The organism is Microbulbifer mixtoriginis (SeqCode) (assembly GCF_052466765.1).
In genome coordinates this window covers 531,933-545,585 of record NZ_CP174289.1, presented here as the reverse complement: position 1 = coordinate 545,585, position 13,653 = coordinate 531,933, and the positions used below count along the sequence as shown (strand labels likewise).

12 protein-coding genes are annotated in these 13,653 nt (G+C 47.0%); 6 read left to right on the top strand and 6 right to left on the bottom strand.

Features of this window, described 5'->3' with window-relative positions; all coding sequences use genetic code 11:
* Positions 1-34 precede the first annotated feature (34 nt).
* The 5 genes from ACJJIV_RS02265 (at position 35) to ACJJIV_RS02245 (ending at position 5,261) form a co-directional block, all read left to right on the top strand.
* Positions 35-1,195 (top strand): serine hydrolase domain-containing protein, encoded by a 1,161-nt coding sequence (locus tag ACJJIV_RS02265; protein ID WP_444890604.1) that lies wholly within the window; start codon positions 35-37, stop codon positions 1,193-1,195.
* Between the two features lie 329 nt (positions 1,196-1,524).
* On the top strand, positions 1,525-1,770 hold the full coding sequence (locus ACJJIV_RS02260; RefSeq protein WP_444890603.1) for a tautomerase family protein: 246 nt from the start codon (positions 1,525-1,527) through the stop codon (positions 1,768-1,770).
* 123 nt (positions 1,771-1,893) lie between these two features.
* Positions 1,894-2,277: a SpoIIAA family protein gene (locus ACJJIV_RS02255; RefSeq protein ID WP_444890602.1), complete on the top strand. Its 384-nt coding sequence runs from the start codon at positions 1,894-1,896 to the stop codon at positions 2,275-2,277.
* Between the two features lie 174 nt (positions 2,278-2,451).
* Positions 2,452-2,901, top strand: a complete 450-nt coding sequence (locus ACJJIV_RS02250) for a GyrI-like domain-containing protein (RefSeq protein WP_252085556.1) — start codon at positions 2,452-2,454, stop codon at positions 2,899-2,901.
* A 680-nt stretch (positions 2,902-3,581) separates the two neighbouring features.
* Positions 3,582-5,261 carry an NAD-dependent malic enzyme gene (locus tag ACJJIV_RS02245; protein ID WP_444890601.1) on the top strand — a complete coding sequence of 560 codons (1,680 nt, stop codon included), beginning with the start codon at positions 3,582-3,584 and terminating at the stop codon, positions 5,259-5,261.
* 49 nt (positions 5,262-5,310) lie between these two features.
* Here ACJJIV_RS02245 and ACJJIV_RS02240 read toward each other — a convergent pair whose 3' ends face one another.
* From ACJJIV_RS02240 to ACJJIV_RS02230, 3 genes are all read right to left on the bottom strand, one after another.
* Positions 5,311-6,615 carry a patatin-like phospholipase family protein gene (locus ACJJIV_RS02240; RefSeq protein ID WP_444890600.1) on the bottom strand — a complete coding sequence of 435 codons (1,305 nt, stop codon included), beginning with the start codon at positions 6,613-6,615 and terminating at the stop codon, positions 5,311-5,313.
* A gap of 87 nt (positions 6,616-6,702) precedes the next feature.
* Positions 6,703-7,002: a hypothetical protein gene (locus ACJJIV_RS02235; RefSeq protein ID WP_444890599.1), complete on the bottom strand. Its 300-nt coding sequence runs from the start codon at positions 7,000-7,002 to the stop codon at positions 6,703-6,705.
* An 865-nt stretch (positions 7,003-7,867) separates the two neighbouring features.
* On the bottom strand, positions 7,868-8,488 hold the full coding sequence (locus ACJJIV_RS02230; protein WP_444890598.1) for an NHL repeat-containing protein: 621 nt from the start codon (positions 8,486-8,488) through the stop codon (positions 7,868-7,870).
* Positions 8,489-9,297: 809 nt separating this feature from the next.
* Here ACJJIV_RS02230 and ACJJIV_RS02225 point away from each other — a divergent pair.
* A complete protein-coding gene (locus tag ACJJIV_RS02225) occupies positions 9,298-9,843 on the top strand; it encodes a hypothetical protein (protein WP_444890597.1) in 546 nt (181 codons plus the stop codon).
* A 214-nt stretch (positions 9,844-10,057) separates the two neighbouring features.
* On the opposite strand, the gene ACJJIV_RS02220 is transcribed toward ACJJIV_RS02225, so the two are convergent.
* From ACJJIV_RS02220 to ACJJIV_RS02210, 3 genes are all read right to left on the bottom strand, one after another.
* Complete coding sequence (locus tag ACJJIV_RS02220; RefSeq protein ID WP_444890596.1) at positions 10,058-10,792, bottom strand: siderophore-interacting protein; 735 nt, start codon at positions 10,790-10,792, stop codon at positions 10,058-10,060.
* A 14-nt stretch (positions 10,793-10,806) separates the two neighbouring features.
* Entirely contained in the window at positions 10,807-11,244 is a 438-nt protein-coding gene (locus ACJJIV_RS02215) for a MarR family winged helix-turn-helix transcriptional regulator (protein ID WP_444890595.1), read from the bottom strand.
* A 227-nt stretch (positions 11,245-11,471) separates the two neighbouring features.
* On the bottom strand, positions 11,472-13,196 hold the full coding sequence (locus ACJJIV_RS02210; protein WP_444890594.1) for a hypothetical protein: 1,725 nt from the start codon (positions 13,194-13,196) through the stop codon (positions 11,472-11,474).
* Between the last annotated feature and the right edge of the window lie 457 nt (positions 13,197-13,653).

Here is a 13,653-nt window from a genome sequence, read left to right as displayed (position 1 = left end):
GCCTTATCGGCGTCTCTGTATATGAAATTTACAAATGGAATTTGGTGATATGTATAAATTTATAATATTGATCGCTTCAGCGGCTCTATGGTTGCCCCTACAATCAAAGGGCGCTGATAGTGCTCCACAGCAAGCAAAACTTTTGTTTGAACAGGCCGTTTCCTCAGATACTGTTCCTGGTATTAGCGTGGCCGTTGGCGATACTAATGGCACTCTGTGGGCTAAAGGATTTGGGTATTCAGATCTTGAGTCTAAAGTTCCTATGACCAAAAAAACAAAACTCCGTATTGGAAGCGTTTCTAAGGTGATTACTGCGGCTGCTTTGATGCGTCTGGTAGAGCAGGGAGTTTTAAATTTGGATTCAGAGGTAAGACTTTTGGTGCCAGACTGGCCTGAAACCCACCCAGCGATAAGCTTGCGCCAGTTAACCAATCACACCGCTGGAATTCGTGACTACATTATTCCGCATGAGTTTCTCTCGAATGTGCAATACAACAACACTTTAGAAGCTTTGAATATTTTTAAAAATGACCCTTTGCTTTTTATTCCCGGTTCGGATCAGAGTTATTCTACTTATAATTGGACTCTACTGAGTGCGGCAATGGAGTCAGCAAAAGGGGAAACCTTTAAGGAGATAGTTAGTACTGAAGTTTTTGAACCTCTAGGATTGAAGAGAACTACCTTTGATGATGCGGCACCAATTATCTCAAGTAGACAGGGCGCTTATTCTTTTTTTACAGGTGTGCTTATAAATTCTCCAGAGGTGAATAGTAGCTATAAGTATGCTGGCGGTGGAATATTATCCACGCCAAAAGATGTGGTGAAATTTGCGCTTTCTCATCTGAAGCCTGGTTTTCTGCAGGAGGAATCCATTTCTGAGCTATTTACTAACTCTAAACTTTCAGATGGAACAGAAACCAATATTGGTATTGGTTGGTTTCTTGGGGGGCAAGATTTCTTAGCTGGATATAATTCGGAAGAGTATGCGGATATAAGGCGTATTCTCCAAGTACACCCTAATTTGCTATACCACACGGGGCTAAGTATAGGAAGTACAAGTGTGCTTATACTTTGTCCTGAACACCAGCGGGCAGTGACTGTTATAAAGAATGTGGACTTGGAATCCAGTGCGGATCTGGTTGCCCTTGCTCTAAAGACCCTAGATCTCTTTCATAGTAATGAGCAAGTAAAATAGAAGACTCAACTCTCTGCGTGTACCTTAAGCCGGCCTCGTAGTCTCTGGATTGCGAGGTATCCCAGATCCTGAGTTGAAATTAATTGCTGTTTACCCAGTATTGTATTTATATACAGTATTTGATAGGTTTGTAGTAGATGGAGTGCTGACCTGTGGAGAGTTTGAGTTTAAGAATGAATTTTTAGTCATTGCTACTATGCATCTTTTAGCTCTGCAGTTATTGCATCCCATTGAGAGATGGTTCTATCTAATGCCTTTTTGTCTTCTGTAGAGTTGTTTTAAGTTTGATTGATTTTCTAAATTTCACTTAGTACCAATTGGAGGGTTTTATGCCACATGTAACAATTACAACAGTTAAGGAGCTAGTTGATGAGCGTGTGAAGAAGGAGTTGCTGCAAAAAATCAGTGATATTATGGTGGAGGTCGAAGGCGGCGGAGATGAGAGTTTTAGGCAGCATGTGTGGGTTTCTTTAGACTTGGTTGAGGCAGAAAACTGGTCGTTAGGTGGGCAAATCTTAACGAAAGAGATTGCCTTGCAAATCAAAAAGAAAGCAGATTCCTGTAGAGCGTTGTAGAGTATTTCCTCCTGATACTTTTATCCTGCGCTTAAAATAAGCTTAATGTGATAAATAGGATGGTACTGTCCACAGCATATTATTAATTTCTGACTGTAGATTATTGGAAATGGGATTAACGAGATGATCAAAGCGATAGATATCGGTATTCCTAATGCCCTCGCTTTCAGGGTATCTGATTCAATTACAGAAAGTGATGTTTCTGAGACTTTGGCTCAAGCAAAGTTGCTTGGTGAGAAGTATAAGAGGATCACTATCTATGAGGAAATTGAGTCATTTAAGGGGCTTGAGTTCTCGGCAGTGCTAGAAAAATTGAAATACTTGGTTAATGTTGGTATTTCTAATATCTCTGCGGCAGCCATTCTGACGGATAAGCAATGGCTACAAAAGATTGTGAAGGCTGAAGATAAGATATTTAGGAATATAGATATCCAGTGCTTCTCTTTGGAACAGCGTGACGAGGCGGTTCAATTTCTCAACCGTTACAGGCCAGAAAAACTCGATTAACTCAGCAAGAGGTAGTTGTGGAATTTTTCTTCGGTTTGGGGCTCAAAGCAAGGAAATTACTACAGGGAAGTAGCTACCCTTAGTTTTAAGGTGAACCCCTTTAGTTGTTCATCCATGCACTTAGCTGTGTTTGGAATACAAGTAACATCAATAATTGATAAAAATGAGGTAGTTATGGTCGTTGAACAAATTCCCGGCTTTGATCTGGTGGGGCTCTGCGCAAGAACAAAGAATGAGAATGAGGCGGATGCCTCTACTGCGCAAATAGCCCCCCTGTGGGAGAAGTTTAGTACCGAGGCAGCTCCCAAGTTTACGGGAGCTCCCCAGATTTATGGGGTTTATACCAACTATGAGTCAGACCATAGTGGGTTGTTTGATATCTATGCTTGCTCAGATCTGCTTTCGACAGATATGTCCGAAGATTTCAAGCCGATACATGTGCAATCGGGTAAGTATCTGGTGTTTTCCGCCCAGGGGGAAATGCCGCAGACGGTTATCGACTTATGGGGTGAGATATGGAATTACTTTTCTTCACCGGATTGTCCTCACCAAAGAGCCTACACCACAGACTTTGAACATTACCTGAGCCCAAATGAGATAAGAGTTGCCATTTCAATCAAATAGTGGCCTGGGGGTTCCTAAGAAGACTGCCTACAGGTTTAGGGCCCCTCTATCTTGCTTTGCTTCTACAAAGAGCTTTTGCCGAAAGGCTTTCTGATGGTTGAAAAATGATCGCCTGCTTTACCAAAACTTCAAAACGCCCAGATAGACAGCATGGTCACTATGGACATGTCCCAGCGCCAAAATAGACAGTACTACTATTGCTGTCTCGGTTCGCTTGTGCACTAGGTGCTGGTTGGTGACATCCTATTTCCCACCTCTTCGATACTTTGTCTTTGCAGGTACCAACTCTTCCTCCCTCAAGTTTTCTAACCACATTTCCCTAACTTCCTCTTGAGAATTCCCATGAAACTATGGGGCTAGGAGGGAAATACAGGTGGGCAGCACACTTCTCCTTACAGGCTTCGCAGTTGTTTCTTTCTTACTCTCGTTGTTCCTGGAGTCGTTTAGTCTCAGCCCTGAGAGCATCGGTAAAAAGCAAGCTAGCATGATTAAAAGGCACTTATCCTGATCCCAAGGTGCAGAGGGTAGGCCTTGTTAAAGTCCATAACACTAGATAGTCTTTAAGCCCCCTTGGACTGGCGGGTCTGTGCAAATTAGTGGCTCCCTTTGCATTATTCAGTAAGGTTGGAAGCTTTTTGCGCAATATGTCTCGTCTATCACCGCATTGAAAAAGCAGGTTTATGAGCAACAACGAAAAGCGTCCCTTATATATCCCGCATGCTGGCCCCTCTCTACTGGAAATGCCACTGCTAAACAAAGGCAGTGCATTTACCCTAGAGGAGAGGCTCGAGTTTAATCTGGCGGGTCTCTTGCCGACCAATGTAGAGACTATTGAGGAACAGGCTCGACGGGCCTATTACCAGTACCAACAGTGTAAGACTGGCCTGGATAAGCATATCTTTTTGCGTGGTATACAGGACGATAATGAAACGTTGTTCTTTTACCTGATTGAGCATCATATTGATGAAATGCTGCCGATCATCTATACGCCTACCGTTGGGGCGGCCTGTGAGGAATTCTCTAATATTTATCGCAACCATCGAGGTCTGTTTGTTTCCTACCCAGACCGAGAATACATAGATGATATCTTGCGCAGTGCCACTAAGGAAAACGTCAAGGTTATCGTCGTTACCGATGGTGAGCGTATCCTCGGTCTCGGCGACCAGGGTATTGGCGGTATGGGGATTCCCATTGGTAAATTGTCTCTATACACCGCCTGTGGTGGTATCAGCCCAGCTTACACACTTCCGGTCACTTTGGATGTTGGCACCAATAACCGCACTCTGCTCAGTGATCCTATGTATATGGGTTGGCGCCATGAGCGTATCTCTCAAAAGGAGTACGATGAGTTTTTAGAGCAGTTTATCGAGGCTGTGAAGCGTCGCTGGCCCAAGGTTTTGGTGCAGTTTGAAGATTTTGCTCAAACGAATGCCATGCCGTTACTGCAGCGCTATAGGGATCAAATCTGCTGTTTCAATGATGATATCCAGGGTACCGCCGCTGTTACCCTGGGCACTATTTTGGCTGCTTGTAAAACCTGGCAGGAACCCTTAACAGCCCAGCGGGTTTTGATTGTGGGTGCTGGTTCTGCCGGTTGCGGAATTGCTGAGCAGGTGGTGTCCGCCATGGTACAGGCGGGGCTTAGTGATACGGATGCGCGCTCGCGTATTTTTATGTTTGATCGCTATGGATTGGTCACCTCGGATATGAAGGGGCTGCACGACTTCCAGGCTGCACTGGCTCAGTCACCGGATATCTTCGATGGGGCGCCAGAGTCAGACCTGCAAAGTCTGATCAGTAGGGTGAAGCCGAGTATTCTTATTGGCGTATCCGGGCAAGGTGGGTTGTTTAACCAACAAGTAATTGAGGCGTTACAAGCTGGCCATGAGCGCCCACTGGTGATGCCGCTTTCAAACCCCACCTCCCGCGCGGAGGCGACTCCTACGGAAATATATACCTGGACTAAGGGAGAGGCTCTGGTGGCTACCGGTAGTCCTTTTGCTGCCGTGGAAATTGATGGGCGCCACCATCCGGTTGCTCAGTGCAACAATGTGTATATCTTCCCTGGTATCGGTCTTGGGGTGATCGCAGCCAACGCCACGCGGGTTACCGATGGCATGTTGATGGCAGCTTCCAACGCCCTGGCGGAGCAGGCACCAGTGGTGAAGCAGGGGGAGGGCGCGCTGCTGCCGAACTTGGATGATATTCGTGAGGTGAGCATTGATATCGCCAGAGCGGTAGCTGCTCAGGCACAGCTTGATGGAGTTGCCCCCAAGGTGAGCCACGAGCAGTTAGAGAGGTCTCTCAAGCGCAACTTCTGGCACGCAAACTATCGCAGTTATCGACGTCGTTCCTTCTAATCACCCTTAAAAAATCTATGCCGGGTACTTTTTACCCGGCTTTCTTTCCTTAAGCCAACTGCTCCCCAGAGTAGAAAACTTCCGGCCTGCGCAGAACAAGATAATCCTCCCATTGAAATCCGTTGCTTAGGAACTCGATCGCCGCCCTTACGCCGGACAGGAACAGGTGTTCGCAGTGTTCTCCTGGCATGGCGAAATCCAACCAGTGGGGATGCTCGCCGTTGGCCATAGGTTCTATAGCGATCTCTTTCACCAGCGTGTGGTATTCCGCATTTAGGCTGGCCCGCACATGGTTGTCGAGCATGTTACGGCAGGTATTGATTAGCCCCATGGCAAAGCGCCCCACCTTGTCAGACTTGGGTTGATAGTGGTCCACTTCCAACTTAATGCCAAAAGTGGGTAGTTTGGGGGTACCGACTGGCTTGTGGAAGATATCAAAGGGGAAGTTGGATACCAGGCCACCATCCACAAACTGAATTTCTTTAGGAAAACCATTTTTAAAGAACAGCCTGGGATCACCAATTCCCTTGATACTGCGCCAGTTCTCGGCCACTGAATTGCATTCATCCAGCTGGGGAATATTCTTCACTGTATAGGGTTTGAAAAAGCCCGGCACAGACATAGAGGCCCGTACGAATTCGGCAGGATTTATCGCATCCGGGTTGCTAAAGTAGAGAGGGGCTTTTGCCGGAAAAACAGCCCGTGTCTCAGTGGTAATATCCGCTGCTACCAGCGCCACTTCTGCAGCGCCCACCTGATGATCGGGTTCTCCCCGATAATGGAGAGTGGGAAACTGGTTGATACGCTGCTTAAGTTGTGCGGTATTGGTAATGCCCAGCTGGCGTAACTCTTCTTGCAACCATTGGCTAAAAGCGTCGCCAGGATTGAGGCCCTTATCTCGCAATAGCTGTTTGCAGGTACGCAGGGAGTCGAATGGGTGTAGGGCCAGGCTACTAAAAAGCCCTTTGCCTTTGAGCAGGCGCTGCACCGTTTTACGCGCAAAGCGCTCACCATCTTCAAAGCTGGCAAAGTCCGCCATAGCCATAATATCCAGTAACTTTGCACTCTTAAGTGAGCTCGGCGTACCGGCAGCGGCTAAAAATAGTGCATTGATGGCACCTGCAGAAGTACCTGCAACCTTGCGAAAGCGAATACCGGCCTTCTCAAGGATGTAGGTGTAGCCCACCAGGGCAATCCCTAGCATGCCACCGCCTTCCATCACCAGGTCGACATACTGGAGGCCGTTAGAGTCCTGCACATCACTAAATGACTTGCCTTCGATCGATGTACGCGAATTTTGCCAAAGGGCATCGGCTTCGGAGATGGCGCTGGTCACCCACGCAGTGTTACTCATATGATCTTTCCCTGAGGTGGCAGTAGGTTCCATACGAAAGTTGAAATTAGTATCGGCTAAAAGAATGGGGCAGGGTATCATCCAGAATCAAATTCGCCATAGCATCCAGTTTGATTTCGTGTCTTCCCACTTGGGCATCACTAGATCCAGTAAGCGGTAAAATCTCTGGGGCAGTGCTTTTACTAAATTAGGATACAAAGGTGGGCGAGTACGGATACGGTTTTCGTCGCACTTGCTACGGTCGCATTCATCGATAGGCGCAGTCAGGTCTGCACTGAAGGTGAAGTAATCCGGTGATTCGATTTGAGATCCGGCTGGAAGCTCAGCGCCTTGTCCCTTGCCTGTAGTACCATAGTCAAGGGCTTGCCAAAATCTGCGGTATGCCAATGTATGCCACCCACCGTCGCTGCCAAGCTGCACAATAAGCTCTAGTAGCCGTACAGTGCCAAATACCTGCCAGTAACAGACAATGATCTTACAGGTTTTATTGCTGAGTCGAGTACGGTAGCGGGATCATTTTCAGCAGCGGTTGGAGCGTCGGTTAGCTGATCAACAGTAGATCATTGGATCATTGTCACCCAGGACCAGCTCTCTGCAGGCAGTGCTTTGTTCCGTGCTGGGCTGCACACTATGTCCGTTAAGTGGTCTTTAGATTTTTGTGAAAGTGGCCAATTTTCGCCAGCAAAATGAAAGGTCCACTGGCGCCAACTCTTGGCGCAGTATTTACGAGAGCACACCCGGCTCTGATTTCTATTGCGGGCTTCGTGACTTCGGAGTGAGACAGAAACTTAATCCTGATTGCATAGTATGGCCAGCGCGGGGATCTTCAGTGCGTATTCTTTTCGTAGTTTCGGTACGGCTATGTAATCAATTCCACGGTAATAGATATCTCCAAAGGGAAATCTGTTTCTTATTGGGATAAAATTTTTCCCGGGCTGTTGAGAAACTGCTATTGCCAGTCCGCTACTAACGAGCTTGTGTTACAGGTGATATAGGTTGGAGGCCTGTGAGGTTGCAGGCTTGTTTTAAGTAGTGGGCAAGTTGTTGTTTCTACTATCCGGTGGTTTTGGGACTGGGTAGACTTTGGTGTAAGTGACTGTGCGTAGTTTCCGAGTACTAATCTCACGGCTAGAGCATTAAACTTATTGTTAATGCGCCACACCCTAAAAATGCGAGAGGTTCACTTTTTGGGTTGGGCTGCCAAATAGCTAGTGAATAATTAATATTATCCACTAGCTGAAATTACTGACTACTAAATTGATACACCCATATTGTCTTTAGTGCCGACACAATATCCAAATATTTCGTGGAAATAGAGGCTTTTACATTCAAAGTTGGATGAGATATGGAAAGTGTCATTTGGGAATTTAGGATCGTAGAGTCCCAGGTTGCCTTCGGTTCCCACACAGTAGATATCACCTCTTGGGTCACCGGGCCTAAAGGCAATCCAGTCCAGTTTCCAGCCGCCCAGATCACCCTGATCATCCCACTTGTTGTCAATGGGGTTCCATTTGCCTACGTTACCTTTTTCACCAACACACCACATTTCTCCGGAGTTATCGAAGGCAATCATTTTTAGGCCCCAGGGCTTTTCAATGTCCGGTTCCTCCCATGCTCCAGTGGTGGTATTCCACTTGGCAAGATTACCTTTAGTTCCAACGCCCCACATTGCATTTGACTTGTCAAATGCAATCATTTTGGAATCCCAGGATTGGTTGTACTCTTTTTTGTCAACGAGGCCAAAAGTTCTTGAATTCCACTTTCCGATGTTATTCGAAGTTCCCACACACCATAGGTTATCTTCTCTATCAAAAGTGACCATATTTAAGTGCCACGTTGAGAGGAATCCTCTGTCTTTAAAGTTCATTTCCATGATTAATCTCCTTTGGGTTTTTGGAACGGGGCTTTCTAGTGCTTCGGGGTACTAAAATCTGAAGACTTAAAGTGAATTAATTGGATAATTAATTAATAAACCAGCTGAAGCCTTGGTGCCATTTTTGTTGGCAGTTTTCAGAAAAAAGTATGCGTAGCCTTTTGAAAGGATAAGTTTTTTATTTACGCTAAGTACTTTCCAGTAAAGACTTACCATGTGCCGGCTTATTTATTTTCTATTCGCCGGGTACGGTCTATTCAATGGCGGCTATTGCTGCAAAAAATGAGATTGAGGCCTTGTGGCTGGTTATATTTCTGTCCACTAAAGGGCAGAGATGAAGGGTAGAACTGGCCACTCGGCTTGATAAAAACCTCTTAATCAGTTGTTTCAAGCGATCTTAAAGCAAAGGTCTGTAATTTAATATCCTCCCCCGCTAAAAGGGCGGGGATTCCTACAGGTGGTTGGTGCCATCTTGGAAATGGTCTTCCAATAGAAGAAAAGTTAGAAAAATAAAATAATTGCGGGATCCCTAGATGTCGGGGATGGTGATTCAGCTGCCGGATGGCGTCAAGGGCATTTATACTCTTCTATCCTGAGCGTGATGCAGCGGCTTAGGCTGTGGGAGTCACTACCGGATAACTCGTGTTGGCGACAGACTCTCCTTGATTGTTTTTTGCGCTGCTGTGGTGGGCCTTCGGTATGGCTGGGCTGGCTAATCTATAGAGAGCCCTGTTCGCGGAAGGACTGTTGAGGCGCTAATGGCGCCAGAGCAGTGGCTGGGGCTAGTTAGCAGGGAGAGGAGGTCAAATATGATTCGGCTTATTGCATGTATCTTGGCGAGCTTGGTTCTGGGGCTCTGTGGGAGTGTGAGTCTAGCCGAAGCGGAGCAAAATAAAGGAAGGTATCTTGGGGCCTTTAATGACCCGGTGGCTTATTGCCGAGTTGTGGTCAATGCAGACAGCCCGGAAGAACCCTATATCGGCCCGGCAAAACCGCAGGTAGTGTTATCGGGTATTTACCAGGCGGCTGGTATTTCTGCCGGTGCCCCGAGGGATTGGGTTGCGGGGAGCACTTTTTGGCGTTGTATGCATGGCGGAGTCTATGCGTGCTTTGTCGGCGCCAATCTTCCCTGTGAAGAAAAGGCGGACACTTCGAAGGAGCCTAGTGAGGCAATTACCGCTTACTGTAAGAGCAACCCTGCGTCGGAATCTATACCAGCCGTTGTAACTGGGCGGGTGACTATCTATGCATGGCACTGTGAGAATGGCGTTCCAGAAATTACCCGCCAGGCGCTACAGGTTGATGAGCGGGGTTATATTGCTAATTATTGGTATCGGATGGATCGATCAGGATAAAGAGTAATTTTCGCGAAAGTGGTTTGCCTTATGGTAATGGAGGGCTTCTGCTACTGAGGTGTAAAAACATAACGCCGCTGTGAAATGTGGGCAAACTATTTTGGGTTTAGCGCACTTGGGTTTAGCGTACTTAGTGTTAGTACCGGAAAGGCCCTAGGGGAGGGGGTTACTCCCCGCTGCTTTTGTGGCCTCTAAAATCTGCAAATTTTCCCCTTTAGGCCTGCTCGTTATCCAGTTTTTTCGCGAGCTTGTGCCCTTCATCAGAGTCCCCAAGTTTCCAGTAGCTGGAAATGTAAATATGGGTTTTGGGGATTTCTTTATCCTGCTTAAAAAATTTTCGTAACTGACGCATGCTATTAAATTCGCAGGCGGCCCAAATGGCGGCTTGGCCTGGAAGCCAGGGCAGTGTCTGAATCTTAGGAAGCAGTAATTCGCCGGTGGGGAAGGAATTTACCACCCAGTACAGTTGCAGGTTTTTTGGGTGTTTCAGTGGCTGAATATCCGATTCGCTTGAAACTTCTATCACAGCATATCCGCTGGCCTCATCAGGTAGTTGGGGCAGGTTAACGCTGATGGCGGGTAGGGCGGTCATATCGCCAGCGAGTAAAAACCAGTCGGCCTCGGGGTTAACCAGCTTCTTGGGGCCTGGTCCTCTTATCAAAATAGAGTCTCCGGGTTGTGCATTGGCCGCCCAATTTGAGGCTGGCCCTTCATGTTCATGCAAAGCGAAGTCGATATCGATTTCTGCCTGCCGTTGGTGCCTGATGGTATAGCTTCTCATCAGTGGGCGTTCACCTTCACCCTGGGGGAAAATCAGTTTTATATAGGCGCTTTCCTGGTCGCAGGGGAAGGATTCCAACTCTTCGCCACCCAGAGTGATACGTAACATGTGTTCTGAGACTTTGGTGGAGCGCAAAACGACCAGCTCTCGTGTGCGTTTTTCAGCCATAGTATTGAGGCTCCTTAATCTGAAGTAGGATGTTCGGTCAGGTTCTCGATCATAACGCTGGCGATATGGGCAAACGCCTTGAGTTCTTTTTCGCTCAGGTTGTGAGTCATTACAGCGATAACCTCTGTTTCCAGGTTATGCACTTTTTCAAGAATCTTTTTTCCTGATGCTGTGGGAGTAAGGAACTGACTGCGGCGGTCATTAGGGTTGTCTGTTTTTTTGATAAGTTTGGATTGAACCAATTCATTAAGTACCCGTGTAATCTGGGCCTTATCTTGATTCATTCTCAGGGCAATTGACCGTGCGGTACTCTGCGGATACTTGCCTATTCCCTTGAGCACGCGAATATGATTTACCGGAAGGTCAATTCTTTGCTCCTGAATGCTGATCCGCAGCTGCTTTTTGTAAGCGTGGATCAGCTGGTGTAGGGTTTCGTTGACTGAGTAGCTCACAGGGTTGCCGTGTTAACTTGATTGATATTATCAACTTTATTTTAGGTGGTTGATTGTGTCAACTAAATCGAAGGGTATTGTTTTGGGGCGAAAGAAGCTTTTCGGCGGGGGAGAAATTAGGGTGTGAGCTTTGCAAAAACTTTCGCCTTTGGGCGCAGAGTATTGAAAGCTAAAAAGCTGACTAAAGGGGAGGGGGAGCCCCTCCCCAAGAGCGGTAGGAATCGCGCTTACCAGGTTAAGCTGATATCGGTTCCATCAAACTTTACGTCTGAGTCATACACATATTTCAATGTGCCCTTCCAGAAGGAGCCGTGCCACTCCCAGTCGGCATCGTAGCTGACCTCATTGAGCACCTTTTGACTAAAGGCTTCAAAGCTGCCATAGCGCTCCTCGCTACCCATAATCACTACCCAGGTTTGTTCGTTCCAGTCGCAGCTAACGGTGTTGGAGTCGCCATTGCCACAAGGATAACGCACAGCGATATAGCCGTCGTCTTCCTTGCCGAATTTCCAGTTACCGCTGCGCTTTTCCTCCTCGAAACCTTCGGGCCACTGCAATGCTACGTTGGAGCCGCCGGAATGGAACAGTTCAATTGCCGGATAGGGGTTGTATTGAATTACGGCAACATTATTCACCTGCTTAATCTTGGGATGGTGATCGTTTTGCATGGTGCTGTTGCCATCGCCAACCTTCGCCCAGACCGATTGGGTGCCGGTAGTGGCGATCCAGGGCGTTTGCTGATAGCCCTGGCGACCACCCCAGTAATTCTGAATGGAGTGCATCATCACACCGCCATCCTTATACATGGAAAAGTTAGCGCCAGAGAGCACGGAGCTGCGGCTGAATACCGCTCCGGCCTTGGCGGCAGCAGGGGCGGCAGCTTCTGAAAGCCCCAGGAACTGGTCGAAGGCTTTCAGTCCTTCATAGCCTTCAAGCTGATATTTACTGACGAACCAAGCGGTATCGGCAGCTACATCCGGGTGGAAATAAGCCCCTTGACTCCAATAGAAAGGCACGCGCTCTTCGCGGGGGAAGTCAGCATAAATATCGTTTCTGGCATCGCCGAGAGAGTGGCCTACCGAGTAATTCATATTCAGGTCTTTACCGAAATACTTGAAGATATCATCGGTAATTTCCAAGCCTGAGGTGGCCAGCATTACACCTGCGGGACTCGGTGTTCTCACTGATTCCTTACCGAGACCCGTTAGCAGGTAAATGATGCGGTTGATGTTGCCGCCGGAACCGTTCCTGCGGTAGCCATCATTACTGCGGCCTGCGGCTGAGAAAAGGATGCCCTGGTCGTTGGTGACCAGCAGTATGTCCTGCAGCAAGCGTTGCGCAGCGCCCGTGGCCAGCTCGCGAATTTCTGCATCTTCAGAAAAATCGACGAGGTTAAGTAGCGCAGATAAGGTGTAGGGGTAATAGACCGGGGAGTAAAACTCATAGAAACCATACTGGTTTTTTACTTCCAGGTAGCGCTTTAAGCGCTTGTAAGTTCTGTCGTCTTCAAATGCACCGTACTTTTCCTGTAGAAGATACTGGGCAGATGTGTACATGATCATATGGTTTTCAGAGGCGAAGACGTGATCCCCAGTGCCGCCTTCCTTAAACCAGAAGTGGTATCCGTCCAAAGCAGCAAAGAGTTCATCTTTAATTTCTGGGCGGAAAAACAGGATACGGATGAGTCTGGTAAGGGTGAAGTCTGAATTCTTCTTGCCGCCATTACGCAGGACATCCAAATTCTTATTTAGCGCCTCCCAATTGAGCTCATCGCCGGTGTATGCCTGTAAGACGACAGCGGTATCATTAGTGGAAGAAACGCCCTCTTCAATATATTGCAGCTGCCTATCTTGATAGGCGCTCTCATCAAAAGACTGCGCATTGACACTGGCTGAATGTATCGCCAATCCTAAAAAAATCGGGTACAGCATTCCTACTACTGGTACTTTCATCAGTACTTGTTCCTATATTGATTTTGATTTCTGGTGTTAAACACCATAAATGTACCACTTGTGTATTACAGGAATTTATTGGATTAAACGATAGGTATTTTCTCTCGCTGAAGGTTGCCGATTCGATCAGTTGGGTCCCTTGGTTCTCACTTTTAAAATATATTGTTACTCAGGTTTCTTTTGGGTCTGATTGTTTATTTTTTATGTCTTAACAATGAATTTTATTTTTTGTTAATTGGTACGGTGTGGTATTAAAAATAAGTTTGCTATTTGCTTGGGGAGTAGATGGTCTATTACAGGTTGGTGAGTTTTGTAGTCTTTTGAGGGCTGTGCAGAAAGGCTCGAATAAAAGGCGTTGAACGGTTGCTACTTTTTGCTGCCGTAAAAAATTGTAGTGGTGGTGTTGGTCTGTTGATAAGGAGATTGGCTTGGGGGTCTCTAATTTATTCAGGAGTGA